General features: G+C 35.2%; 24 protein-coding genes. 20 read left to right on the top strand and 4 right to left on the bottom strand.

Going from position 1 to position 25,589, the window contains the following annotated elements; all coding sequences use genetic code 11:
* Positions 1-254: 254 nt before the first annotated feature.
* From AAT17_RS01015 to AAT17_RS00995, 5 genes are read left to right on the top strand one after another with little or no spacing between them, the layout of a single operon-like run.
* A complete protein-coding gene (locus AAT17_RS01015; protein ID WP_060522520.1) occupies positions 255-1,376 on the top strand; it encodes an NAD(P)/FAD-dependent oxidoreductase in 1,122 nt (373 codons plus the stop codon).
* A complete protein-coding gene (locus AAT17_RS01010; RefSeq protein ID WP_060522519.1) occupies positions 1,348-2,070 on the top strand; it encodes a methyltransferase domain-containing protein in 723 nt (240 codons plus the stop codon). The genes AAT17_RS01015 and AAT17_RS01010 overlap by 29 nt, the downstream gene beginning before the upstream one ends.
* Positions 2,067-3,119: a type III polyketide synthase gene (locus AAT17_RS01005; protein WP_060522518.1), complete on the top strand. Its 1,053-nt coding sequence runs from the start codon at positions 2,067-2,069 to the stop codon at positions 3,117-3,119. The genes AAT17_RS01010 and AAT17_RS01005 overlap by 4 nt, the downstream gene beginning before the upstream one ends.
* Positions 3,113-3,892 carry an SDR family oxidoreductase gene (locus AAT17_RS01000; protein ID WP_060522517.1) on the top strand — a complete coding sequence of 260 codons (780 nt, stop codon included), beginning with the start codon at positions 3,113-3,115 and terminating at the stop codon, positions 3,890-3,892. Before AAT17_RS01005 ends, AAT17_RS01000 begins: the two co-directional genes overlap by 7 nt.
* 2 nt (positions 3,893-3,894) lie before the next feature.
* Positions 3,895-4,326: a 3-hydroxyacyl-ACP dehydratase FabZ family protein gene (locus tag AAT17_RS00995; RefSeq protein WP_060522516.1), complete on the top strand. Its 432-nt coding sequence runs from the start codon at positions 3,895-3,897 to the stop codon at positions 4,324-4,326.
* On the opposite strand, the gene AAT17_RS00990 is transcribed toward AAT17_RS00995, so the two are convergent.
* Positions 4,323-5,585 carry a POTRA domain-containing protein gene (locus AAT17_RS00990; protein ID WP_060522515.1) on the bottom strand — a complete coding sequence of 421 codons (1,263 nt, stop codon included), beginning with the start codon at positions 5,583-5,585 and terminating at the stop codon, positions 4,323-4,325. The two genes, AAT17_RS00995 and AAT17_RS00990, sit on opposite strands and share 4 nt — an antisense overlap.
* 114 nt (positions 5,586-5,699) lie before the next feature.
* Here AAT17_RS00990 and AAT17_RS00985 point away from each other — a divergent pair, with 114 nt between their 5' ends.
* The 8 genes from AAT17_RS00985 to AAT17_RS00950 all read left to right on the top strand — a co-directional run bounded on the left by AAT17_RS00985 (position 5,700) and on the right by AAT17_RS00950 (position 15,423).
* Positions 5,700-6,977 carry a beta-ketoacyl synthase gene (locus AAT17_RS00985; RefSeq protein WP_060522514.1) on the top strand — a complete coding sequence of 426 codons (1,278 nt, stop codon included), beginning with the start codon at positions 5,700-5,702 and terminating at the stop codon, positions 6,975-6,977.
* A 9-nt stretch (positions 6,978-6,986) separates the two neighbouring features.
* Positions 6,987-7,232, top strand: a complete 246-nt coding sequence (locus AAT17_RS00980; RefSeq protein ID WP_060522513.1) for an acyl carrier protein — start codon at positions 6,987-6,989, stop codon at positions 7,230-7,232.
* Between the two features lie 87 nt (positions 7,233-7,319).
* Positions 7,320-7,934 carry a nitroreductase family protein gene (locus AAT17_RS00975; protein WP_060522512.1) on the top strand — a complete coding sequence of 205 codons (615 nt, stop codon included), beginning with the start codon at positions 7,320-7,322 and terminating at the stop codon, positions 7,932-7,934.
* Positions 7,935-8,083: 149 nt separating this feature from the next.
* Entirely contained in the window at positions 8,084-11,530 is a 3,447-nt protein-coding gene (locus AAT17_RS00970) for a methylmalonyl-CoA mutase family protein (RefSeq protein ID WP_060522511.1), read from the top strand.
* A gap of 197 nt (positions 11,531-11,727) precedes the next feature.
* Entirely contained in the window at positions 11,728-12,699 is a 972-nt protein-coding gene (locus AAT17_RS00965; protein ID WP_042280136.1) for a DUF3078 domain-containing protein, read from the top strand.
* Positions 12,700-12,891: 192 nt separating this feature from the next.
* A complete protein-coding gene (locus tag AAT17_RS00960; protein WP_060522510.1) occupies positions 12,892-14,001 on the top strand; it encodes an endonuclease/exonuclease/phosphatase family protein in 1,110 nt (369 codons plus the stop codon).
* A 65-nt stretch (positions 14,002-14,066) separates the two neighbouring features.
* Positions 14,067-14,609, top strand: a complete 543-nt coding sequence (locus AAT17_RS00955) for a DUF805 domain-containing protein (protein WP_082586867.1) — start codon at positions 14,067-14,069, stop codon at positions 14,607-14,609.
* A gap of 58 nt (positions 14,610-14,667) precedes the next feature.
* Positions 14,668-15,423 (top strand): patatin-like phospholipase family protein, encoded by a 756-nt coding sequence (locus tag AAT17_RS00950; RefSeq protein WP_042280139.1) that lies wholly within the window; start codon positions 14,668-14,670, stop codon positions 15,421-15,423.
* Here the strand turns inward: AAT17_RS00950 and AAT17_RS00945 are convergent.
* The gene (locus AAT17_RS00945) at positions 15,420-16,202 is read right to left on the bottom strand and encodes a hypothetical protein (RefSeq protein ID WP_060522509.1); all 783 of its coding nucleotides are present in this window, start codon (positions 16,200-16,202) and stop codon (positions 15,420-15,422) included. The genes AAT17_RS00950 and AAT17_RS00945 overlap by 4 nt on opposite strands.
* 1 nt (position 16,203) lies before the next feature.
* Entirely contained in the window at positions 16,204-16,974 is a 771-nt protein-coding gene (locus tag AAT17_RS00940) for a tol-pal system YbgF family protein (RefSeq protein ID WP_060522508.1), read from the bottom strand.
* A 91-nt stretch (positions 16,975-17,065) separates the two neighbouring features.
* Between AAT17_RS00940 and aroC the strand changes: the two genes are divergently transcribed.
* The 7 genes from aroC to AAT17_RS00905 all read left to right on the top strand — a co-directional run bounded on the left by aroC (position 17,066) and on the right by AAT17_RS00905 (position 25,070).
* Positions 17,066-18,130, top strand: a complete 1,065-nt coding sequence (gene aroC / locus AAT17_RS00935; RefSeq protein WP_060522507.1) for a chorismate synthase — start codon at positions 17,066-17,068, stop codon at positions 18,128-18,130.
* Between the two features lie 63 nt (positions 18,131-18,193).
* Positions 18,194-19,522 (top strand): dicarboxylate/amino acid:cation symporter, encoded by a 1,329-nt coding sequence (locus tag AAT17_RS00930; protein ID WP_042280146.1) that lies wholly within the window; start codon positions 18,194-18,196, stop codon positions 19,520-19,522.
* A 103-nt stretch (positions 19,523-19,625) separates the two neighbouring features.
* Positions 19,626-21,158: a hypothetical protein gene (locus AAT17_RS00925; RefSeq protein WP_060522506.1), complete on the top strand. Its 1,533-nt coding sequence runs from the start codon at positions 19,626-19,628 to the stop codon at positions 21,156-21,158.
* Positions 21,145-21,957 (top strand): lamin tail domain-containing protein, encoded by an 813-nt coding sequence (locus AAT17_RS00920; RefSeq protein WP_060522505.1) that lies wholly within the window; start codon positions 21,145-21,147, stop codon positions 21,955-21,957. The genes AAT17_RS00925 and AAT17_RS00920 overlap by 14 nt, the downstream gene beginning before the upstream one ends.
* Before the next feature lie 119 nt (positions 21,958-22,076).
* Positions 22,077-23,090, top strand: coding sequence for a glutathione synthase (gshB, locus tag AAT17_RS00915; protein ID WP_060522504.1), 1,014 nt, complete (start codon positions 22,077-22,079; stop codon positions 23,088-23,090).
* Positions 23,083-23,916 (top strand): N-formylglutamate amidohydrolase, encoded by an 834-nt coding sequence (locus AAT17_RS00910; protein ID WP_060522503.1) that lies wholly within the window; start codon positions 23,083-23,085, stop codon positions 23,914-23,916. The genes gshB and AAT17_RS00910 overlap by 8 nt, the downstream gene beginning before the upstream one ends.
* 2 nt (positions 23,917-23,918) lie before the next feature.
* Positions 23,919-25,070 carry a flavohemoglobin expression-modulating QEGLA motif protein gene (locus AAT17_RS00905; protein WP_060522502.1) on the top strand — a complete coding sequence of 384 codons (1,152 nt, stop codon included), beginning with the start codon at positions 23,919-23,921 and terminating at the stop codon, positions 25,068-25,070.
* A gap of 42 nt (positions 25,071-25,112) precedes the next feature.
* On the opposite strand, the gene AAT17_RS00900 is transcribed toward AAT17_RS00905, so the two are convergent.
* A complete protein-coding gene (locus AAT17_RS00900) occupies positions 25,113-25,577 on the bottom strand; it encodes an ankyrin repeat domain-containing protein (protein ID WP_060522501.1) in 465 nt (154 codons plus the stop codon).
* Between the last annotated feature and the right edge of the window lie 12 nt (positions 25,578-25,589).

Genomic DNA, 25,589 nt, shown 5'->3' with positions numbered 1-25,589 from the left:
ATTTATGGAAGAGGCTGACATGTTTCGGCCATCCTTACTAATCCTGACTATACTTTTTGGTCTACTGGCATTTTTTGGTCCTACAGACGGTAGCCTTGGCATGATTAGCCAACTAATGTTTGGCATTTTTGCTTCACTGCTTGTTCTATACTTCGTTTTAAAATTTATTCAAAAACGTAAGAAGTAAAGTAGCTGTCCTAAATAATTAAGTTTATTTTTTCTTTTAATATATCTATAGCACCTACTTTTACTAGGTGAAATCTTCTTATGACATAATCATTGCCGGTGGTGGATTAGCTGGTCTTACTGCTGCTATATTATTAGGTAAAGATTATGATGTGCTATTAATCGATCCAGATACTTATCCTAGACATAAATTATGTGGTGAATATTTAAGCAATGAAGTACTTCCATTATTTAATCAGTTAGGAATAAATATTCAGGCTCTTACCGATGTTTCCATTTCTAAACTTCACCTTACGCTAAATTCTAACTTTTCTCAAAAGACTAGTTTGCCATTGGGAGCCGTTGGTGTATCTAGATTTTGCCTAGACAAGGCACTGTATGATAAGGTAATTGTCAAAGGTTGTCACAAAAAGGATAAAGTAGTTAATGTCATAAAAGACTCGACAGGATTCAAGGTTATTACCAAACAAGATGAATTTACTGCAAACCAAGTTCTTATAGCAACAGGAAAAAGGTCGTTATTAGATAAAAGTCTAGATCGAGAATTTATCAAGTTCAAGACTCCATGGCTGGCAATCAAACGACATTATAATTATGAAATGGATAAAAATGAAGTAGGATTACATCATTTTGATGGAGGATATGCTGGCATTTCGATGGTAGAGAATGATACGGTTAATCTGTGTTATTTGGCAAATAATAAGGAGTTCTCTAAATATAAAAATGTTCAAGATTTTGAACGAAAGGTGCTGTCAAAAAACAGTTACTTAGAATCATTTTTTGAGAAGGCATCTCCATTATGGGAAAATCCGCTTTCAATTTCTCAAATCAGTTTTCAAAAAAAGTCTGCTGTTGTTAATGATTGTCTTGCTGTAGGTGATGCAGCTGGTCTAATACATCCGCTATGTGGCAATGGAATGGCAATGGCTATTCATAGTGCCTTTATAGCTTCTAAATTTTTAAAGCGTAGATTAGAAAAACAACTTTCTCAAGAGGAGATGTTGCAAGGTTACACAAGGGAATGGGAAGGAACGTTTGGCTCAAGATTGTACGCTGGTAAAAAATTACAATCATTACTACTGCAACCTAGTATTAATAAATTTGCTTTTAAGATTATCAAACATGTTCCAAAGGTCCTACCAACCATCATAAAACATACCCATGGCCAATCTGTCACATATTCGTTATAACCGCGATTTACGTAATGATCTTCCAGAGCTTATGGATGCGCCCGATATCGATCCTGATACATTAAAGGCAGCGGTAGAGGATATTAATAAAGTAAATAATTTACTAGGTGGTTATAGGTTTACACTTAAAGCTATTAAAAACATCATTAATAAATCAACAAATAAAAATCTCCATATTGTTGATTTAGGTTGTAGTAATGGAAGTATGTTGCGCTATTTACACGATCATCTTGATAATAGCGAGATTCAATTTTTGGGTATAGATTTAAGTGAACAAAGCATTGATAATGCGCGCAATTTAAGTAAAGGTTATGATACAGTACGCTTTCGCGAAAGCGATATCCTTGATTTAACCGCTCAAGACATTAAGTGTGATATACTCATAAGTACCTTAACTTTTCATCATTTCACAGATACCCAAATCATAGAGTTTTTAAATAAAGCAAAGGAATTGGGAGCTCAACATATTATAATCAACGATTTACATAGACATTATCTAGCTTTTGTTTTTTTTAAATATTTAAGCCCTATTTTTATCAAGAACTATATCTCCAGACATGACGGTTTAATCAGTATAGCTTCAGGTTTTAAAAAATCTGATTTCAGGAAATACGCACAAGAAGCAAAATGTACCTCTTATAGATTAAATTGGAAATGGTCCTTTAGATATGTATGGCTAATCTCTCTTGAATGAACGTAACAATAAATGCTGTAAGTACCTCTACACCGCAGTACTATAAAGAAACTAAAGATATTTTACCCTTTGTTGACACCTGGTTGTCTGAGCAAGATTCTAGATTTAAACGTAAGGCTATCAAAATTTTTGAAGGTGCTGGAGTAGACAAGCGTTATTCCATTATGGAACCTACAGAGGTTTTTACAGCAAGTAGTTTTCAAGAGCGTAATGATATATACAAAAGAGAGGTAGTTCCTCTTGCTAAGAAAACCATCACAAAAGCCTTAGAAAAGGCAAATTGGCAGGCACAGGATCTAGATTATATAATTACAGTAAGCTGTACTGGAATTATGATCCCTTCTATTGATGCTTATTTAATCAATGAGCTAGATATGAAACAAAATATTGTGCGATTACCTGTCACAGAAATGGGGTGCGTGGCTGGTGTTTCGGCAATGATCTATGCTACTGAATTTTTAAAGGCAAATCCTAATAAGCGTGCTTGCATACTCGCTGTTGAAGCGCCTACAGCTACTTTTCAACTGCAAGATTATAGTATGGCAAATATTGTGAGTGCAGCCATATTCGGAGATGGATGTGCTTGTGTTCTCATGTCTTCCCATAAAAATGATAAAGGTCCAAAAGTAATAGGTAATGGCATGTATCATTTTCCTGATGCTACTCACATGATGGGATTTGAATTAGTTAACACAGGACTTCAAATGGTGCTGGATAAAATAGTTCCTGAAACAATTGCTTCACATTTTGAATCGATAATTCACCCTTTTTTAAAAGGCTATGATAAAACAATTGATGATTTGTCTCATTTGGTGTTTCATCCTGGTGGTAAAAAGATAGTACAAACGGTTCAAGATTTATTTGAACCATTGGGCAAAAATATTGATGATACCAAGGAAGTCTTACGACAATACGGTAATATGAGTAGTGCTACTGTGTTATTTGTGTTGGAGCGATTCATGAATAAGGAAATAACTGCTGGTGAATTGGGTCTTATGCTCAGCTTTGGTCCCGGTTTTACTGCACAAAGAGTATTACTAGAATGGTAAAAAAATATTTTAATAAATGGGCTCTTATATTAGGAGGTAGTTCAGGTTTAGGCTATGCTAGTGCTTTAGAATTAGCCCAACAAGGTATGAATTTAATCATCGTCTATAGAGCTAGCAGAATGATGATGGAGAAAGTGAATAGCGATTTTGAACAATTAAAATCCTATGGAATAGAGCTTATTGCATTTAATAAAGATGCAACGCGTTCCATAGTGGTGGACGAGATTTCACAAGCCTTGGTAACTAAAAACATTAAATTACATATTCTCTTGCATAGTATTGCAAAAGGGAATTTAAAACCCATTAGTAAAGAACAAGACTCTTTAACTAGTCAAGATTTTGAGCAAACAGTTAGTTCTATGGGTTTATCGTTATATACCTGGTCAATACAATTATTGAAAAAGGACTTATTTGACAAACCAGCACGAATTATAAGTTTTACAAGCGAAGGAAGTAGTCGTGTTCTTCCGGGATATGCTGCGGTAAGTGCCGCCAAGACTACATTGGAATCTATCACTCGCAGTCTGGCCGTTGAACTTGCGCCTTATCAAATTACAAGTATTTGTATTCAAGCTGGAGTAACCTTAACTCAAAGCTTGTCTCGCATTCCTGGCGTTGATCAAATTATCGAGAAAACTAAAAAACGCAATCCATTTAATAGATTAACTCAACCACAAGATATTGCGAGAGTAGTAGAGCTTATGTGTGATCCTGCAAGTTTTTGGATTAATGGAGATGTTATAAAAGTCGATGGTGGCGAGCATTTACGATAATTATGAAGGAAGACGATATACTTAAAAGGTTACCCTACGGTAAGGATTTCTGTTTTGTAGATGGCATCAATGAAATTCATGAAAATGGAGTAGTAGGATGGTACCGCTTTCGCGAAAGCGAATCATTCTACAAACATCATTTTAAAAATAATCCAGTAACTCCTGGCGTAATCTTGACAGAATGTATGGCTCAAATAGGGTTAGTATGTTTTGGAATTTACCTTAATCCATCTTTGGAGCATGCTAATATAGTAATGACGGAAAATCATGTGATATTCGAAAAAATAGTACTACCCAATGAAGTTGTAATAGTCTCTTCTACATTAGTTTATTATCGATTTAATAAACTAAAGGTTCAAGTGAATATGAGGAATGAGAATAACGAAATTATTGCTCGTGGAACATTGAGTGGTATGATTACTGATCACTTTTAAAAATATTGTCCTATACCGAAGGTGATTCCCGAGCTATTATAATCTCCTGCAATTCTTACACCGTAGTCAATTCGTATCACCGCATTGAAAATACGTTTATGTATAAATCTAAATCCTATTCCTGAATAAACGTTTAATCCATCAGTGCTAAAAGCATTTTCTATAGTTGCAAGTGGTTTTCTCACTGCACTAGCATCTACAAACGTATTGCTTTGTAAAACAAACCAACCTTTTTCAAACAAGGTGTGGCGATATTCAGTATTTATAGTAATGGCACCGGTATGACGATCAACTGTATTTCCCGAACCTCGTAGGTTAAGTTGATTGTCTATGGTGAAAGGTGCAAATTCACTACCATTAAAACTAGAATAGGCTAGCCTGATTCTATTAGCCAAATTCCCTTTTTTTGCAATGCGATAAAATCTTTCAGAATCCCATCTCACTAGAAGAGTATTACTCAACTCATCAATCATTCCTGTTTTATATTCTAGATTAATTTGATTCCTTGATCCCTTAATATATTGATAATCTATATTGATGTGATTATTCTCATATTCACTTAATATACTATATCTCTTCTCTTCAATGTGTTCTGGTAAATTAAGGATAGTTAGGTCTTCAATTCTTTCATAACGCTCGTCGCTATACTTTACTCCTAATTGAAAATTGTTGTGAAAATTATGTTCATAGAGCACATATAGGCTAGCGTTAGGATTATTGAATTTATATATTTGTTCTTCATTATTTTGATAAATGGGTTCTCTTGTAATATTGCTTATATAGTTTACACCAATTCCCCATTTATTTGAAATAGCGTAGGGTGCTTCCCAGTACAATCCAAAACTATTAAAAACGTTTTTGGCATAGAAACCACCTACGATTTGATTGCGGCCTAGTAAATTAAATTCAAATAAAGATAATCTATAAGAAAAACTATCATCACTAGCTTGGGATACTCGAACTCCAGGAATAATAGTGAAGTTTTCAACTATTGAAAATGCTATCGTAGTTCTATTTTCATCATTAGTTAATTGGTAGGTAGCTTTTGCTATTCCAGCTAAACGATTAAGCCGCTCTAAATCAGAATTAAGTGTTTTAAAATTAACAACATTACCTTCCTTAGTTTTAATTAAATATCTTAGGAAACTTTCCTTAGTTTTTTTCAAGCCTTCAAATTCGATTCGCTCAATGATCATATCATTCTGCGCAAAGGAACTAGTTATTACGAGGTATATTATGAGTGCTACAGCTTTTTTCATAAAGCAAAACTAAGCTAGAACGGTTTCCAAGATATCTTCAATTAATATGAATTGTATTACATAATTATCACAACCATGTCCGTTTTATGTAGTACATTTAAATAAATAACATTAATGAGTAAAGATAGAAGAGTAGTAATTACTGGACTAGGTGTAGTAGCACCTAATGCTATTACCATACATGACTTTCATAAAGCTTTACTTACTGGTACATCTGGCTTAAAACATCAAAAGGAATTAGAAGATTTACAATTTAAGTGTCAAGTAGCTGGGAAACCGCAACTCACCCAAGAAATAATTGACCAACATTTCACATCGCTACAACAAAGAGGACTGCTTGCAACTGGTTTAATGTATGGTGTAATTAGTGCTAAACAAGCCTTTGAGAATTCTGGTATCGATTTTAAAAACAAGTCCTTTCATGAAGACATAGGAGTTGTTTTTGGTACAGGACAAAGTGGTGGAGATAAGTTTAGAGAGGCCATACACCACATAGATGACAATAATGTAAGGCGTTTAGGTAGCACTAGTGTTATCCAAACTATGAGTAGTGGTGTAAGCGCTTGGATAAGTGGAGAATTAGGTTTAGGTAATTGGGTAACCACAAACAGTAGCGCTTGTTCTACCGGTACCGAAGCTCTTTTGATGGGATACGATCGAATAAAGTCAGGTAAGGCTCGTGCCATGTTAGTAGGTAGTTGTAGTGATTCTGGACCCTACATTTGGGGCGGCTTTGATGCTATGCGTATTTTACCTACTAAATACAATGACAAGCCTGAGATGGCTAGTAGACCATTTTCACATGATGCCTGCGGTTTTGTTCCTGGTAGTGGAGCAGGCTGTTTAGTATTAGAAACATTAGAAAGCGCCTTATCTAGAAAGGCAACAATCTATGCAGAGGTAAAAGGAGGACATTTAAATAGCGGTGGACAAACTAATGGCGGCTCAATGACTGCTCCCAATGGTCTTGCAGTACAAGCTTGTATTAAAACAGCTTTAATCGAATCAAAAATAGATTCTTCTCAAATCGATGTTATTAATGGTCACATTACAGCTACTAGTAAAGATGGCTTTGAGGTGAAAAATTGGTCTGCAGCTTTAAATAGGTCAGGCAAGGATTTTCCATTCATAAATTCTTTCAAATCCACAATAGGTCATTGCCTGGCAGCATCTGGCAGTATAGAGCTTGTAGGTTCTACATTGCAACTTCATCATCAAGTGATATATCCTAATATCAATATTTCTCAATTACATCCGGAAATTGTTTCTGTAGTTGATAAAGAAAAAGTTCCATTAAAACCTATTAAAACTAAAATTCATTCGTTGGCCAAAGCAAGTTTTGGATTTGGAGACGTAAATGCATGTGCAATTTTATCTACCTTTAAACCTTAAAAATGATCAATGACAACTCAAGAAATACATCAAAAATTATTAGAAATTGTAAAGGTTTACTTGCCACAGGATGTGACAGAAAGTTCTATTAAACCAGAAAGCCACCTCATGCAAGATCTAGGAATCAATAGCGCACATCTTGTAGATATTGTTTTGGATGTGGAAGATACTTTTGATATAATGCTTGATGAAAACGACATGCAGCAAATGCAACGCGTTGAGGATGCAACTACAGTCATACAGAACAAATTATAAAAAGCGTTAATTTTTCAATCGTTTGCAGTTAAACAATCTTAATAGCCTAGTGATTATAAGGAGCTCGTTGTATTTTTAAAATAAAAAATGCAAGATAAAGCACCATTACTCAAGGAAACACCTACCGACCATCCAATTACCAATATAATAGAAAATCGCTGGAGTCCACGAGTTTTTTCCGATACTCCAGTAACTGCAACAGATTTATATAGTTTATTTGAAGCTGGTCGTTGGGCTGCTAGCTGTAACAATTGGCAACCTTGGAATATTGTTTATGGAATCAAAGGAAGCGAGGCTTACGACAGAATTTTTGATTGCTTGGACGATTTTAATCAGCAATGGGCTCAAGACGCTCCAGCTCTCGCTTTAGCAGTAATGGATACAAAAAATCCAGATGGTAACAATAACTTTCATGCCCTTTATGATCTTGGACAATATGTAGCAACTATGGCTATTCAAGCTCAATCAATGGGAATAGCTGTTCACCAGATGGCAGGATTTGATCACGAAAAAGCAAAATCTGAATTCCAATTCCCAGAACAGTATCATTTTACAACTGCAATTGCCATAGGGCATTACGGTGGAGATCCTAGTAAGCTACCTGATGATTTAGAAGAAATGGAGCATGGAAAACGCTCTCGAAAACCTCAAGAAGAATTTATTTTTAATGGGGATTATGTGAAAAGAGCTGATACCCAATAAATAAAGAGAACTCCCGAATTTAATTAGGGAGTTTTTCTTTTTAAATCATAGCCAGGCCTTGAGCTTTGGTTCAAATCAAATTCAAAAACTCATACGTATTACGCTAACGATTTCGTAATTTTGCACTACAAAAATTGAGAAATAGCGTCATGCAAGATCAAACACCATATACCCCAAAAAATAAAGTAAGAATTGTAACAGCTGCTAGTCTATTTGATGGACATGATGCTGCTATTAATATAATGCGCCGTATTATTCAATCCACCGGTTGTGAGGTAATTCATTTAGGTCATGATCGCAGTGTTGAAGAAGTGGTAAACACAGCAATTCAAGAGGATGCCAATGCCATCGCAATGACATCCTATCAAGGTGGTCACAATGAATACTTTAAATACATGTATGATCTACTCAAGGAAAAAGGAGCTGGTCATATTAAAATATTTGGTGGTGGCGGTGGAGTAATCTTGCCTAGCGAGATTCAGGAATTGATGGATTATGGAATTGAGCGTATTTACAGTCCAGACGACGGTCGTGAAATGGGACTACAAGGAATGATCAATGATCTAGTAAAACGATGCGATGTTCCTGTTCCCGCTTTCGCGAAAGCGAAATTAAACGGAGAATTATTGCAAAACGACGTGCCTACTATTGCGAGATTGATATCGCTGGCAGAAAATAGGCATGAAGATTTTGAAAAACACTTTGCAGAAGCAGATAAAACGGATAGTCAAGCACCTGTTTTAGGTATAACAGGAACAGGTGGAGCTGGTAAATCCTCATTAGTAGACGAGTTAATTCGTAGATTTTTAATCGATTTTCCAGAGAAAAATATAGGTATAATATCAGTTGACCCATCAAAGCGTAAAACTGGTGGAGCGCTGTTGGGTGATCGCATACGCATGAATGCAATCAACAACGATCGTGTTTACATGCGTTCACTAGCAACGCGACAGTCTAATCTTGCATTATCAAAACACGTTCAAGAAGCAGTAGATGTTCTTAAAGCTTCTAATTATGATCTAATCATTCTAGAAACTAGTGGAATCGGGCAAAGTGATACAGAAATATTAGAACACAGCGACGTGTCTTTATACGTGATGACTCCAGAATTTGGTGCGGCTACACAGCTGGAGAAAATTGACATGTTAGACTTTGCCGATGTCGTTGCCATAAACAAATTTGACAAGCGAGGTGCTTTAGATGCTTTAAGAGATGTCAAAAAACAGTACCAGCGCAATCACAATTTATGGGAAACAGATCCTGAAACGCTACCAGTATTTGGTACTATTGCTAGTCAATTCAATGATCCTGGTATGAATGCCTTATATGAGGCTTTAATGTTAGAAGTAACCAATAAAACAGGTGTTGATTTAAAACCACAAAGTGAATTAAACAAATCACAAAGCGAGAAGATATTTGTAATTCCACCAGCACGTACACGTTATTTAAGTGAAATCGCAGAAAATAATCGCTCGTACGACGCAACGGCCAAAGCTCAATCTGAAACTGCTCAAAAGCTATTTGGTGTTTTCAAAACTATTATTACAGTTCTCGATATAAAGAATGAGAATCAAACTGATTCTTTATTAGCGGAAAAAGGATTAAACGAAGATGAGATTTTAAATCAAGCTAATTCTTCAGATAAAGAATTTATTGATTTATTAATCGCCCAATTCAATAAAACTCTTAAAGACTTGGATCCATACAACTGGGAAATTATTACAGGTTGGAGTGAAAAAGTTAACAGATATAAACAACCTGTTTATGAATTTCAGGTACGTGATAAGGTAATAAAGATTGATACGCACACAGAAAGTTTGTCACACCAACAAATTCCAAAAGTTGCGTTACCTAAATACAGTGCTTGGGGTGATATTTTACAATGGTGTTTACAAGAAAACGTACCTGGCGAATTTCCATATACCGCGGGATTGTATCCATTTAAAAGAACAGGAGAAGATCCTACACGTATGTTTGCTGGTGAAGGTGGACCAGAACGTACAAACCGTCGTTTCCACTATGTGAGTTTAGGCATGCCAGCTAAGCGATTAAGTACAGCTTTTGATAGTGTAACGCTTTATGGTAATGACCCAGGCCACAGACCAGATATTTACGGTAAAATTGGTAATGCAGGAGTAAGCATATGCTGTCTAGATGATGCTAAGAAACTGTATTCCGGATTCGATTTATCGCACGCAGCAACTTCGGTTTCTATGACTATAAATGGTCCAGCACCTATGTTATTAGGCTTTTTTATGAATGCTGCCATAGATCAAAATTGTGAGAAATACATCAAAAAAAATGGTCTAGAAGATAGAGTAGAGGCTAAATTAAAAGAGCTTTATGATGATCTAGATCTAGAAAGGCCACAGTACCATGGTGATTTGCCAGAAGGTAACGATGGATTAGGTTTGATGCTTCTAGGAGTTACTGGTGATCAGATATTAGAACCAGAGGTTTATAACAAAATAAAAGTTGAAACACTTAACCAAGTACGTGGTACTGTACAAGCAGATATTCTAAAAGAAGATCAAGCTCAAAATACTTGTATTTTCTCTACTGAGTTTGCCCTTAGATTAATGGGTGATGTTCAAGAATATTTCATTGAAAAAGCAGTTCGTAATTTCTATAGTGTTTCTATTTCTGGTTATCACATTGCCGAGGCTGGTGCCAATCCAATTACACAGCTAGCATTTACACTAGCTAATGGATTTACGTATGTTGAATACTACTTAAGCCGTGGTATGGACATTAATAAATTTGGACCTAACCTAAGTTTCTTCTTTAGTAATGGTATCGATCCAGAGTATTCCGTGATAGGTCGTGTAGCAAGGAAGATTTGGTCTAAGGCGTTAAAACACAAATACGGAGCAAATGCTCGTGCACAAATGTTGAAATACCACATCCAAACTAGTGGTCGCTCGTTACATGCACAAGAGATTGACTTCAACGATATAAGAACCACCTTACAAGCACTTTATGCAATTTACGATAACTGTAACTCGCTACACACAAATGCATATGACGAGGCGATAACAACACCTACAGAAGAAAGCGTACGTCGTGCGATGGCAATCCAGTTAATCATTAATAAAGAGTTAGGTCTTGCTAAAAACGAGAACCCTATTCAAGGTTCGTTTATCATTGAAGAATTGACCGATCTAGTAGAGCAAGCCGTTCTTACAGAATTTGATCGCATCACAGAGCGTGGTGGCGTGCTAGGTGCTATGGAAACCATGTACCAGCGTAGCAAGATTCAGGAAGAAAGTATGCACTATGAAATGTTAAAGCATACTGGTGAATTTCCAATAATCGGTGTAAATACTTTCTTGAGCAGTAAGGGAAGTCCTACGGTGTTGCCAGCAGAGGTTATCCGCGCGACAGAAGAGGAGAAACAAGCTCAAATTGCTACAAAGGATAATTTGCATACCGCTTTCGCGAAAGCGCAACAAGAACAGCTATCTGCCATACAAGAAACCGCTGTTAAGAATGAAAACATCTTTGAACACTTAATGGAAGCTGCTAAAGTTTGTTCGCTTGGACAGATCACTGAAGCTCTATTTGAAGTAGGTGGACAGTATAGAAGGAATATGTAAGTAATTACAAACTTGTATCTAATAAAAATGCGCCAGTTAAAAAGGCGCATTTTTTGTTTTCAGGGATTAACCAGATTAGGTAGTCGTAAAATATTGCTTTTGAGAAACCTCCTAAAACTTAAAGAAAACTTAATGTTTTGATGTAGTTTTTTGCTTAAATACAGGTTTAATATATTTGAAAATAAGCCAGAATTACATTGAAAGTTTCCTTATTATTTTTAGTATTTACAAGTTCTTATTTATCGTTTGCTCAAAAACAAGTGCCAAAGGACTCCACAGAAGTCACAAAACCTACCAATTGGGCATCATGGGGTAGAGCGAGTTTTATATTTAATCAAAGTGCCTTTAATGATGAATGGCAAGGTGGTGGAGTAACTAATATTTCAGGTGATGTAAGTCTTACATATGATATACAGTATAAAAAAGATAAGCTGTCCTGGGATACGAGAGCGCTGTTAGAATTTGGACTTTCACAGGTTAAGGACCAACGTTTTTTACGCAAGACAACCGATAGATTTGAGGTTACAAGTATAGTGGGTAATCAAATAAATAAGAGTTTTTGGAATTATAGTACAATTTTCAATTTTAGAACACAACTTATCTCTGGGTATGAATTTTCAAATAAAGAAGAGGTCAATCCAGATGGCAGCGTGAGCACCATTCAAGATAGAACAGAAATTTCTGGTGGTTTTTCGCCATCGTATTTTCAACTAGGTCTAGGTATATTGTGGAAAAAGTCCAAAAGCCTTAACCTTAATGTAGCGCCGGCTACGACAAGATTGATAACCGTATCGTCCAGATTTACAGATGTAGACCTGAATGATCCTGCTGCGGTTGAAAGCTATGATCCTTTTTTTGGAGTTGAAGCCAATAAGACTGCGAGATGGGAAGTAGGTGCTTCTCTTCGTGGCTATTCAAAGCTCGAGGTAGCAAAAAATATTCATATGGAAAATGTTCTAAGCTTATACAGTGATTACTTGGACGAACCTGAGAATGTGGATATTGATTTTACTTTCAATCTTTTTCTGAAGGTTAACGATTATATAAGCGGTAATTTTGCCTTTCAAACGATTTACGACGATAACACCATTAAAGGTTTTCAAGTACGTCAGGTGATCGGTTTAGGATTTAAATATGCTCTAGGTGAGAAACCTGAAAAACAAGCTTAGTTAGTTTTTTATTACTATTAGAAGACTAATGCTCTCTTTAGGTATTACGCTTTCGCGAAAGCGAAACTTATATCAAGCAACACGTATCAATTAGATTCATTTTTTCTTTAATAAAACGTAAAGAAATTTAAACAATTATCTAATTAACAAAGTATTACCACCAATTTCTGTAAGCTTCGGTAACTTCAAAACATGAATTGGAGAAAACTATTTCAAGTACTCGGTATTGTTGCAGCTCTTTTATCATTAATGCCCTTAGTAGCGGCAGACTTTTGGTGGATAAGAATTTTTGATTTTCCTCATTTACTCCTTACCAGTTTTACGTTCATTGCCATAGTTCTATACTTTTTTGTTTTTAAGCCGAAATTCATAAACGACTATACCTATATCTTGATTTTATTAGCTTGTTTTGGTTTTCAACTGACCAAAATAATTCCCTATACATTTTTATATCCTACAGAATTATTAGAAATTCAGAAAGTATCCAATCAACAGAATGATATATCGCTTTACGTTGTTAATGTACTACAGAAAAATAAGGATCAATCTGCAGTAATTAAGGATATTAAAGATGTAAATCCAGATATAGTGCTTGCACTTGAAACTGATCAAAAGTGGGCTAATAGTTTTAGAACTGAATTACAGAATAAGTATCCTTTTATGGTGGAACAACCACAGGATAATACCTATGGAATGTTACTTTATAGTAAATTACCGTTATCAGATACAAAGATTAATTTTTTAGTTGATAAAGAGATACCTTCAATTGAAACTAAGGCTACAACTTCACAAGGGGAAATCATCCAACTATATGCAGTGCACCCAACACCGCCCATGCCACAACACAATCCTATGTCTTCTGATAGGGACAAGGAACTCATGCTCGTGGCTTTAAAGGCTCATGAAAATGATTTGCCAGTTGTGGTTATGGGAGATTTTAATGATGTTATTTGGTCAGATGCTACACAGCTTACACAACGGATTGGTAAATTATTAGATCCTAAAAAGGGACGCGGTTTTTATAATTCATATCACGCAGAATATTTTCCATTAAGATGGCCACTGGACCATATTCTAGTAAGCAATGACTTTAGGTTTGTCGCTATGGGAACCAGACCTTATGTAGGAAGTGATCATTACCCATTATACTTAAAAGTCTCTCTAGAGTCTGAAATTAAAGAGGAACAGCCCGTTCAAATCATTGAGAAACAGGACTGGCAAAGATGCAAGGATCAAATGAGTAAAAATGGTATGAGCAGTTTTCTTGAGCTGCCTAATCAGTTGAGGGATCTTATGAACTAGCTAACCACTATATTTTTATAGTAAAACGTTTCTATGATGTACATTTGTTGAACTTATCAAGACAAATGGAAACAATACCATCACAACCAGAATACAGATCCAGACGTAATCGTGAACCCTTTAAAAAGAAATCAGATGCCTATGGTATCAAAGACTCCTTAAAAGATGTTTTCAACAAATATGCTGTTTTTACAGGTAGATCTAGAAGATCGGAATATTGGTTTTTGGTATTGTTCAATGTACTCGTAGTATTTGGTTTGTATTTACTATTAATACCTTTTGCAGTCAATCAAAGTGAAGATGGTCTCATTTTAATACTCATTTTGTGGTCATTATATATGTTGACCGTTTTTATTCCTTCGCTAGCCGTAACTGTAAGAAGATTACATGACACAGGTAGAAGTGGATGGAATTATTTTTTAAGTTTAATACCTTTCGTTGGTTCTATTATTTTGATTATTTACCTAGCGGAAGACTCTCAACCTGGTTACAACAATTGGGGCCCAAATCCTAAAGGTATAGGCAATAACACTTTTAATTTTAAATCTGAAAACAATCCATCTTATTCTCAACCTTCATATGAGGAAGATGCTTTTAAAGATTTTTAATGAACTTTAAGTATCTAGCTACTGAAGAAATCCTTTATATACAAACCAACGAATAATAATGAAAAAAGGTCTAGTACTATCTGGCGGTGGTCATAGAGGTGTCGCACACGCAGGAGCATTACAAGCAATGAAGGAATTTGAGCTGTTTCCAGATGAGGTTTCAGGTTCAAGTGCTGGTGCTATTGTAGGTGCAATGTATTGTGCTGGTTATGAACCAGAGGATATATTAAGTATGTTCAAGGAAATAAAACTATTTACGTTTTCAACATTTGCTCGTAGTAAAGCTGGTTTTGTCAATAGCGATGTGTTCAGAAATTACCTAATTAAGTATTTTCCTGATAATTCTTTTGAAAAGCTAGAGCGTAAGTTGTTTGTAACAGCTACAAGCTTGATCACAGGACAAAAGAAAGTATTCAGTGACGGTGATTTAATTTCTTCTGTTCTAGCTAGTGCGGCGGTTCCAGGTGTTTTTACACCAGTTGAAATTGACAATGACCTATACACAGATGGAGGAATTATTGATAATTTTCCATGTAAACCACTTGAGAATAGGGTAGATGAGATGTATGGAGTATATGTATGTCCCTTAAAGGAAATGAATAAAAACGATTTCAAAAGAACTATCGATGTGATTAATCGCGCCGTAAATTTAAAAATGCACGATAGGTCTTTAAAAAAGTTTAAATATTGTAAATGGGTGATAGCACCGCAAGAATTAGAGAGCTATCATTTATTTCAAGCCTCACAAGCCGATGCTATTTTTGAAATCGGATATCGTGAGGCTCTAAAAGTATTGAAACTACAGTATTCTTAATTGATTGTATAAGCTGTAAGTTCTTGATTTGATTCAATACGATCCGTACTAGGAATAGGAAGGTTTACACCTAAACTACTGAAATCTTCAAGCTGGTATGTAAATACTACATCCGATTTGATTAGACCAACATTTTCAACCCAATAGTTATCAATTACGATAACATCTTGTGCGTTCATTACGGGTACGGTAGTGGTAAATCCTGCTACTTGAACATCGCTAGTTATGGTAGCATTTACGATTAATTGACTGTATAATACATCGCTGTAGTTAGAACCATTTACTTGAAGACTAGTCACATCACTTTGCTGGACTGTTCTTGCTGTATAAACGATATTTAAATCATAACCTTGAACAGGTTGAGTTGTCATACCGGTTGTGGAGAAAAGCTCTTGATTTGCTCCTGCATTTTGATCATAAAGAGGCGCATTGTTGATAGAAATATCAAAATCGTTCAATCCTTGAAAACTTAAATTCAAATTTCCAGATCCTAATAACCTACCTGATTCTTTGGTTAATGTACCACTAGTCAAAATAGTACTCATTAAACCATTAGCAGGATCTGGATTACTTTGTAACGTAAAGCTGGAACCCGTTTCATTTGAAATAGTTAATACATCTTGAGAAACTACTCCATCAGTAGTAACATCATAATTCCAAGAGCTATTCAAAGAGCTAGGGAAATAATCAAAATCGGTTCTAGGAGATTCATCATCGCTGGAACATGATGCAATAATGAATAAGAGGGCTGTGGCTAGTAGATAGTTAAGTTTTGACATGTTATTGTGTTCTGTAAGTTATTGGTAAAGATACTTTTATTTTCATGGGTTCGTTATCCTGATTCATTGCGGGCTTTATGATATTGAGTAGCGCCACCATTCTTTCTGCTTCAAGAGTTAAATAAGGATTATAAGTGTTTCTTGTTATCGATTTAATACTGGAAACCTGTCCTTGATCGTTTATTTCATAATTAACGTAAATCCTATTGAGATTGCTTAGGGTAAATGTTTCACCGATACTAGTGTCGTAATTGTTAACGACAATACCGTTTACTGTAGATTTAAAACAATCACGCAATAAATTATCAGTATTAGAAGTACCACATTCCTTCAATGTAGGAAATGATTTTATCATGAGGAAAGTTTCTAAAGAGTCCTTCTTTTCAGTTACCTGACTCATACTTTCTTTAATATCCATTAGTTTTCGTAAACTAGATGTTTTAGTAAGGTAAGAGTTGTCAGCGTCATATTCATCTAGTTCGTCATAGACACCAATTGCAGCTGTAAGGTCATCGTTAGCATGAAAATAAAATCCTTTTAAGTATAGAGCTTCTTCTACTTGGTTAGAATCTTTACTTTTTGAAATGGTTTCATTTAAAATATTTAAGGCCTTTTGAGAATCACCTTGAGAAAATAAAGATCTTAAATCTTTTACCTCTTCTACTTGGTTAGATTCTTTTTTTTCTTCTTTAGTGGTTGTATTTTTTATTGATCCACAGGCAATTACAAAAAAAGCTGCAACAGCCAAACTTATTATTGATTTGTTTTTCATACGGGCTAATCTACATATTTAAATAGCATATAAGCAAATAAAGTGCTTTTCAATCCAAATCTAATATTACAGACTCATTATATTTGCTTACATGGCAGGAAATACAATAGGTACCATATTTAAACTCACCACCTATGGAGAATCACACGGTGTGGCTATCGGTGGTGTTATTGACGGATGTCCTTCGGGAGTTGAAATCAATCTAGAAGCGATTCAATACGAATTAGACAGGCGTAAACCTGGTCAAAGTAAAATAGTTACTCAACGTAAAGAAAGTGACACAGTTCAATTTTACTCAGGTATTTTTGAAGGTAAAACCACAGGAACACCAATAGGCTTTCAAATTGTAAATGAAAATCAAAAGTCAAAAGATTATTCGCATATCAAGGACTCCTATAGGCCTAGTCATGCCGACAAAGTTTACCAGGATAAATATGGTGTAAGAGATTATCGCGGTGGTGGTCGCAGTAGCGCTCGTGAAACAGCTTGTAGAGTAGTTGCTGGAGCAATTGCAAAACAAGTACTAAGCGGTATTAAGGTAAATGCATTTACTAGTAGTGTAGGAGATTTATTTATAAACAAAATGTATCAGGAGTTAGATTTTTCACAAATCGACTCAAATGATGTGCGTTGTCCAGATTCTTCTACTGCACAGGCCATGCAAGAGAAAATTATGCAAGTACGCAAATCTGGCGACACTATAGGCGGCACGATAACCTGTGTAATTCAAAATGTTCCAGCAGGATTGGGAGAACCCGTATTTGATAAGTTACATGCCGATTTGGGTAAAGCTATGCTTTCAATAAATGCTGTTAAAGGATTTGAATACGGTAGCGGTTTTTGTGGGGCCAAAATGAAAGGTAGTGAGCATAATGACCTTTACAATGAAGATGGCACAACCCAGACCAATTTGAGTGGTGGAATTCAAGGTGGAATTTCAAATGGAATGGACATTTATTTTAGAGTTGCCTTTAAACCAGTTGCCACCATTATGCAGGATCAAGAAACTATTGATCATGAAGGTAATAAAGTGATTATGAAAGGTAAAGGTAGACATGACCCTTGTGTAGTGCCTCGCGCAGTTCCCATAGTAGAATCTATGGCTGCAATAACTATTCTAGATCATCTACTTAGATCAAAAACAATAAAATTATAATAATTACGCTTTCGCGAAAGCGGTCCAACCTACCGAATTATTCGTGAGCAACAAACAATTTATATGAAGAAATTAGCTTTACACTGGCAGATATTAATTGGAATGGTAGTCGGAATCCTATTCGGTATAGGAATGGCTCAATGGGATGGAGGAAAAGATTTTGTAGGTGATTGGATAGCTCCATTTGGTAAAATATTTGTCAATTTATTAAAGTTAATTGCTGTACCCTTAATTCTAGCATCGCTTATTAAAGGTATATCCGATTTAAAGGATATCGCCAAATTTCGCAACATGGGATTGCGTACCATTCTTATTTATATAGGGACTACTGTAATTGCTATAACAATAGGATTGGGAATTGTCAATCTGGTAAAACCTGGATCAGGAGTTTCTGAAGAAACAATAGAAAAATTAAGTCGTACTTACGAGGGTAATGAGAATATTCAAGGAAAGCTAGCAACTGCTGCTGCTCAAAAAGATGCAGGTCCTTTACAAGCTCTTGTAGATATGGTACCAGATAATGCTGTGAGCGCTATGTCCAATAACAGTTTAATGTTACAAGTCATATTTTTCGCCATTTTTCTAGGCATAAGTATGTTATTAATAGGAGAGGAGAGATCGCAACCACTTAAGAACTTTTTTGACAGTTTAAACGATGTAGTATTGAAAATGGTTGATTTAATTATGCTCACCGCACCATTTGCAGTATTTGCTTTACTAGCAAATGTTGTGGTAAGTGCCGATGATCCTGAAATCTTATTGGCCTTATTATATTATGCACTTACTGTTATAGCAGGATTGTTCTTAATGATTGTAGTTTATTGTCTGATTTTTGCCCTTTATGTAAAAAAGTCGCCGTTTTGGTTTCTTAATAAAATGGCACCAGCTCAATTACTTGCTTTTTCTACCAGTTCTAGTGCGGCAACTTTACCAGTTACCATGGAACGTGTTGAAGAACACATGGGTGTTGAAAAAGATGTTTCCAGTTTTGTACTACCAGTAGGAGCAACCATTAATATGGATGGGACAAGCTTATATCAAGCGGTGGCAGCGGTATTTGTTTGTCAAGCTCTTAATATTGAGATAGGTCTCGCTGGACAGTTGACTATAATTTTAACGGCTTTATTAGCATCTATAGGAAGTGCAGCTGTTCCAGGAGCAGGCATGGTGATGCTTGTAATCGTATTAGAGTCTATTGACTTTCCATCTGAATTGTTACCAGTAGCACTAGCTTTAATATTTGCGGTAGATAGGCCACTTGATATGTTGCGAACCACGGTTAATGTAACTGGAGATGCTACAGTAGCATCGGTAGTGGCAAAGAGTCTAGGAAAATTTGGTGAACCAGATGTTAAAAATTGGGATGATAATCTAGACGAAGTGACTTCTTAACATTGTGTTAATAAAAAGTTTAAGGTAGTTTATCGAAAAACTACAATGAATTAACATAAAAAACTTCAAAACCATTTAGCTTTATAGAGCTAAAATATTGATTTTGAAGTTTTTCTATTTTATACTCATTTTATGTTCTGTTCAACTCTCCGTTGGACAAGTAGGAATAGGAACTACCACACCTAATAGTGCTGCTGCGCTAGATATAAATGCAGAAATAAGTACAGGTGTATACGGTGGTTTAAAGTTACCTACTGTGACATTGGTCCAGCGTGCTGCTATAACCACACCGATTCCTGATGGAATGATGATTTATCTATCTGATGGATCGTTAAGGTGTTTACAAATTTATAGTCAATTGACTGGTTGGGATGATGTTTACTGTATGAATCAACCACCTGTAGCTGCTAACGTCGTGATATCATCTGAAAATCTTGTTGGTGAAACATTATCCACTACCTACGATGAAACTAACAGCAGTTTTCAAACTGATAATGAAAATGATACACCAGGTTTACCGTTATATCAATGGTATACCAATACTACCAATTCTGGTGTAGGAACACCCATTGCAGGAGCAACTAATAGTACTTATACCATCACAGCAGCCGATGTTGGTAACTATATCTATTTAGAAATTACGCCTACAACAACAACTGGAGCCAGTCCTGGAATCGAGGCAATTAGTTCATATAGTTCTCAAATTGAGTATGCGCCAACGATAGTTGAGTTTGATCCACAATTATCTACAATATCTGAAGGAGCCGTACCCGATGATATTAATTTAGTTTTTGAATATCCTTATACTTCAACTACAGCTGTTGATGTAACCATTTCAAGTGATGACTATTCTAGATTGCAAGAAACAGGACCAGTTACGATAACTATACCAGCCAATCAAACCTCACCATACACGACAACCGTATTTAACGTTCAAGATAACTTGCTATTGGATGGAACCGCAAACCTAACTTTTACCATTACAAATGTTACTGGTGGATTAGGAACAAACTCAATAGGTACAGATGATACTGATCTTTGGGATGTTTACGATGATGATGGAGTACCCGTTTTATTGGGAATACAAGATTTTGAGACTACTCCAGCTTTACCTACATTAAATTACACCGATAATGCTACGGGTAGCTTACAAACGGGAGTAGGAACTGCGCCTAATACACCTACCTATATTGACTCTAGATCATATGGAGTTAATAATGATTATGCTGATATAGATTTTGGAAGTGTTGATGCTAGTGGTTTCTCCTCGGTAACAGCTACATTTAGATTGGCTAGCTTTAGTTTAAGTTCGACCGGTAATGGTGCAGATGGAGGAGATTATATAGATGTATATGTTAGTACCGATGGTGGTTCAACTTATAGTTATGAATTAGAAATTTTAGGAAATAGTAATCGACGGTATGATTTTTCGGCTACTGGATCTTACTCTCTAAATTATGATGGTGACAATATAAGCACCTCGGTAGTTACGCCAAATGGATCTAGTGGTTATTCTACAGTTACGATTACAGGAATCCCAAATAGCGCTAATTTGGTTTTTTCAATCGTAATGTATAATGATAATAATAATGAGCTTTGGGTAATTGATAACGTAGAATTATATGGTAATCCGTAAATCTTTTTTATTCCTTATACTTATTTCCTTAGTATTAGGAAAAGTTTATTGTCAAGTCGGTATTAATACCAATTTACCTGATAGTGCGGTTGCTTTAGATATAAATGCTCAAACCAGTATAAGTTTTGGCGGAATGCAAATACCTTTGGTCACACCTGCACAACAAGCTAGTATCAATACAACAGCTTCAAGCGATGGGACATTAGTTTACGTAAATTACACAACCCAACAGTGTTTAGAAATTTATGATGGAGTAACAAACTCATGGCAACAAATTCACTGTTCTACGGTTACTTCACAACTCATTATATCTGAATATATTGAAGGTGGTGGTAACAATAAATTTATTGAACTTTATAATGGTACTTCAAGTACTATTGATTTATCGACCATTAAATTAATAATTTTTAGGAACGGTGGTGATTTTCCCATTGGAGGTACCGATCGTGAAATATTCATTACAGGAAGTATCGCTCCTGGAGACACTTTTGTAATTGCAAACGTGCTGCAAACTGAAGTTTCAGCCTCGGTGATAGATTATAATGTGCCGAATGCTGGTGACCCATTAGACTTTAATGGTGACGATCCTGTTTTGTTAACTGATTTATCAAATAATATTATCGACGTGGTGGGAATTCCAGGAACTGACCCTGGAACCGGTTATGCTATAGATGGACAAGATACCTACCTAAACGGTATCAGGAGATTAGCTTCAATTACAGATCCTAATGCCTCATGGAATACATCAGAATGGACGGCACATCCTGAAAATGATTTTTCACATTTAGGCACACGATAATTTCTAGATTTCTATAAATAGAGTCTATTTTTCAGTAATCATTACAAGATTACTGTATATTTTAGTAGTTTGCACATGCAATCAAGCCACAATTATATCTTATGAATATTTGTTTTATTATGTATCCATGGGAAGAAATCGTTCCTGAAACCGATAGTTCCCTTACCCTAATTCATGAATGTGTTAAAAGAGGTCATAAAGTGGCCATTGCAACGCCATCTAACCTAACAATACGTGGTAGTATAGCTTATGCTTTTTCTAAAGTTATACGTAAAATGGATAAAGTTCCTGCTCAAATGAAATCGTTTTATAAAAAAGCTGAGTTTAAAGAAAAAATGCTTCCTCTAGCTGGCTTTGATATAATCATGATGAGAGCAAATCCACCTCTTGATCCCATAGCCTTAAATTTCTTGGATAGTGTAAAGGAAGATGTCTTTATAGTCAACGATATTGAGGGATTACGTGAGGCAAATAACAAATTGTACACTGCTTGTTTTGATGATCCAAACAATGAAATCATTCCAGTTACTCATGTTTCCAAAAACAAGAAGTACCTTAAAAGCGTGATTAAGGAAAATCCAAAGGACAAAATGATTATGAAACCTCTCAATGGCTATGGCGGAAGTGGTGTAATCATGATTGAAAAAAATGCAATGCAAAATGTTAACTCTTTGCTAGACTTTTATATTGATAATAAGGATGGAACCACTAATTATGTAATACTTCAAGATTATATTGAGGGAGCAGATAATGGCGATGTTCGTATATTGTTACTCAACGGTAAACCTATAGGTGCAGTAAAAAGAGTACCTAGTGGTGATGACCACAGATCTAATATAAGCGCAGGTGGTTCATTTCAAAAACATGCTCTCACAAAAGCAGAAAAGAATCTTTGCAATAAAATTGGACCAAAATTAGTTAAGGATGGTCTTTATTTTGTTGGAATTGATGTGATCAATGGTATGTTGGTAGAAGTTAATGTAATGTCACCAGGTGGAATTTCATACATTAATAAAGTCAACAAAACAAAATTGCAAGAAAAGGTAATCAACTATTTTGAAGAAGTAGTTGAAACCGAAAAAAAGGCTCAAGAACGTCGTAACAAACTCAAGTTATCTCTACAAGATGATTAAACTGAGTATTGAAGAAATCATAGAAAAAATTAGAAAGGAAGAAACCTTTCATGCGGTAGCATTTGATTATTCTTTTATTCTTAAGATAGAAGATTATGTTCCTTTTTTTGCAGCAGCCGTTCATGATGGACATCATTTTGATGCTTCCTTATGGTCGCAATGCTTACACTCGGAATATGAGCGTTGGTATGAGGAAGATCCCTCGACGGGTCAAATGATTTCTGATACACCAATTACTCTTATAGGTTTAGACAGTAGGTTTGAGTACGATCTTAATCGTGCTCCAGATACTGCGATCTATGATTCTGCATGGGGTAAAAAATTGTGGAGTACACCGCTTTCGCGAAAGCAGAAAGAACAACAACTTCAAAAACACAACAACTTCTATAGAGTAGTTAAAGCTCTTTCTCATAAACTTGAAGAATTGTATCCTGCGGTTGTCGTTTATGACATGCACAGTTATAATTACAAAAGATGGGATAGAGAAGTTCCAGTGTTTAATATAGGTACTTCAAATGTAGATGAAGATAGATACAGAGTTGCTATAACTGAATGGCAAGAAATCTTAGATGACTTACCCTTACCAATAGATCAAGAGGTCAGGTGTAATATTAATGATGTTTTTCAAGGTAACGGATATTTCTTAAAATTTATAACCGCAAATACTCAAAATACACTAGTTCTAGCAACAGAAATTTCTAAAATCTATTGCGACGAACTCACAGGGCAATTATTTCCTGATGTTATTAAATCGGTTCAAGATCTTTTAAGATATTACATCAAATCTCATGCGCATAATTTTCAAACAACATATGGATTGAAATAAGAATGAATAGTGCATCAAATTCCATACTTGAAATAGATCGCAGTCTAGATAGGTTGATAGGTAAACTAGAATTACTAGCTTATATCAATCCACAGAATATTGCAAAAGAGAAGAAAACGTTTTTTCAGAAAAGATACAATTACGAACCCAATTTTAAATATCGTAAGATAAAATTTAATCCCTATAAACTACACAGGCTATTTTTTAGTCAACGGTTGGAGCGTATTGACAACGAGGTTATTAGGGATTTTTACAAAGATATCATTTACTATTACAGTGGTATGATTGAATGTATCGAGACCATAGGAGATACAGGCAACAAATTTTATTATAACAGTTTGAGGTATTACGGTACGCCAACTGAAAAAATGGTAGAAAATGCTCGTTTTATACTTCACTATACCGATAATATTGAAGAGAATCAAAAAGAAGATGAGTTTCTCACTACGGAGGAAGCTATAAGTTTTTTTGAAGACTATAAAGTCAATTACAATTTTGACTTTACTATTAAGACTAGTAGTGCTATGAGCGCAAGTGCCATGGTCTCCAATATTGACCAAGCTTTAATACTGAAACGTAATTCTAAATTTAGTAAACACCAGCTTAATGTGTTGGCTCACCATGAGATAGGAGTACATTTGGTAACTACTTTTAATGCATTGGAACAGCCATTAAAGGTCTTTAAGAACGGTTTCCCTAATAATGTTGAAACTCAAGAAGGGCTCGCTGTAATGGCAGAGTATATGACAAATAATCTTACGATCGATCGATTAAGAGAACTAGCCTATCGAGTAATAGCTGTAGATTCCTTACTTAAAGGATACACATTCACTGACACTTTTGACCTGCTTCATACTAAATACAAGTTAGATAGGGATAAAGCATTTGCTATCACTTTAAGAGTGCATCGTGGTGGTGGTTTTACTAAAGATGCTCTTTACTTATCAGGTTTAAAAAAGATCTATGACCTTTTTAAAGAGGATCAATCAATAGAACTACAATTAAGAGGTAAATGTTCCCTAGAGTACAGTGGTATAGTTCAGGAGCTAGAGCGTGAAGGACTTTCTATTCCTATTTCTTATGATTCATTGTCTTTAAAAAACAATTTGAATACAAATGAAACTTTAGATTTTATTCTGAAACATTTAAAATAGAAAAATTTAAAAGTGAATTATAATAAATGTACATTATTCATTCTAGGATAGTATTGAAATAACTTCCGAGAATTTCTTTGCTCTTGCATATTCCAATGCAGTTTTTCCCTCGTTATCTTTAATATCCTTTAAGGCTTGATTATCAATTAAAAATTGAACCATTTCAATATTATTATACAAGCTGGCAAAAATTAATGGAGTGTATCCTAAATTATTTGTAGCATTTATATTGGCTCCATTTTCGATCAACATTTTTGCAAGGGTTATATTTCCTTTAAACGCAACTCCTATGAGAGCAGTATTTCCTGATCCATCTCTTTGATCAATGACTGCATTGTGATCGATTAATATTTGAGAAATATCAACTCTATCAAAATAAGTGGCAAAAATAAGAGGTGTAAAACCTCTAGCATCGGTGGTATTTACAATTTCAGGTTGTTTTTTTAGTATTTCTAAAACCTGTTCTGATTGATTCTGTTGTATAGCAGTAAATAGGGTAGAAGTCATAGGGAATAAGTA

This window comes from Nonlabens sp. MIC269 (assembly GCF_001430865.1).
Lineage (GTDB): Bacteria > Bacteroidota > Bacteroidia > Flavobacteriales > Flavobacteriaceae > Nonlabens > Nonlabens tegetincola.
Note: the sequence above shows the minus strand (reverse complement) of the source record. Positions and strands in the feature narration are given on the sequence as shown.

Coding starts and splice junctions, on each gene's coding strand:
- AAT17_RS01010 (WP_060522519.1), top strand. CDS start 1,348: ATGGCCAATCTGTCACATATTCGTTATAACCGCGATTTACGTAATGAT.
- AAT17_RS01005 (WP_060522518.1), top strand. CDS start 2,067: ATGAACGTAACAATAAATGCTGTAAGTACCTCTACACCGCAGTACTAT.
- AAT17_RS01000 (WP_060522517.1), top strand. CDS start 3,113: ATGGTAAAAAAATATTTTAATAAATGGGCTCTTATATTAGGAGGTAGT.
- AAT17_RS00995 (WP_060522516.1), top strand. CDS start 3,895: ATGAAGGAAGACGATATACTTAAAAGGTTACCCTACGGTAAGGATTTC.
- AAT17_RS00990 (WP_060522515.1), bottom strand. CDS start 5,585: ATGAAAAAAGCTGTAGCACTCATAATATACCTCGTAATAACTAGTTCC.
- AAT17_RS00985 (WP_060522514.1), top strand. CDS start 5,700: ATGAGTAAAGATAGAAGAGTAGTAATTACTGGACTAGGTGTAGTAGCA.
- AAT17_RS00980 (WP_060522513.1), top strand. CDS start 6,987: ATGACAACTCAAGAAATACATCAAAAATTATTAGAAATTGTAAAGGTT.
- AAT17_RS00975 (WP_060522512.1), top strand. CDS start 7,320: ATGCAAGATAAAGCACCATTACTCAAGGAAACACCTACCGACCATCCA.
- AAT17_RS00970 (WP_060522511.1), top strand. CDS start 8,084: ATGCAAGATCAAACACCATATACCCCAAAAAATAAAGTAAGAATTGTA.
- AAT17_RS00960 (WP_060522510.1), top strand. CDS start 12,892: ATGAATTGGAGAAAACTATTTCAAGTACTCGGTATTGTTGCAGCTCTT.
- AAT17_RS00955 (WP_082586867.1), top strand. CDS start 14,067: ATGGAAACAATACCATCACAACCAGAATACAGATCCAGACGTAATCGT.
- AAT17_RS00950 (WP_042280139.1), top strand. CDS start 14,668: ATGAAAAAAGGTCTAGTACTATCTGGCGGTGGTCATAGAGGTGTCGCA.
- AAT17_RS00945 (WP_060522509.1), bottom strand. CDS start 16,202: ATGTCAAAACTTAACTATCTACTAGCCACAGCCCTCTTATTCATTATT.
- AAT17_RS00940 (WP_060522508.1), bottom strand. CDS start 16,974: ATGAAAAACAAATCAATAATAAGTTTGGCTGTTGCAGCTTTTTTTGTA.
- aroC (WP_060522507.1), top strand. CDS start 17,066: ATGGCAGGAAATACAATAGGTACCATATTTAAACTCACCACCTATGGA.
- AAT17_RS00930 (WP_042280146.1), top strand. CDS start 18,194: ATGAAGAAATTAGCTTTACACTGGCAGATATTAATTGGAATGGTAGTC.
- AAT17_RS00920 (WP_060522505.1), top strand. CDS start 21,145: ATGGTAATCCGTAAATCTTTTTTATTCCTTATACTTATTTCCTTAGTA.
- gshB (WP_060522504.1), top strand. CDS start 22,077: ATGTATCCATGGGAAGAAATCGTTCCTGAAACCGATAGTTCCCTTACC.
- AAT17_RS00910 (WP_060522503.1), top strand. CDS start 23,083: ATGATTAAACTGAGTATTGAAGAAATCATAGAAAAAATTAGAAAGGAA.
- AAT17_RS00905 (WP_060522502.1), top strand. CDS start 23,919: ATGAATAGTGCATCAAATTCCATACTTGAAATAGATCGCAGTCTAGAT.
- AAT17_RS00900 (WP_060522501.1), bottom strand. CDS start 25,577: ATGACTTCTACCCTATTTACTGCTATACAACAGAATCAATCAGAACAG.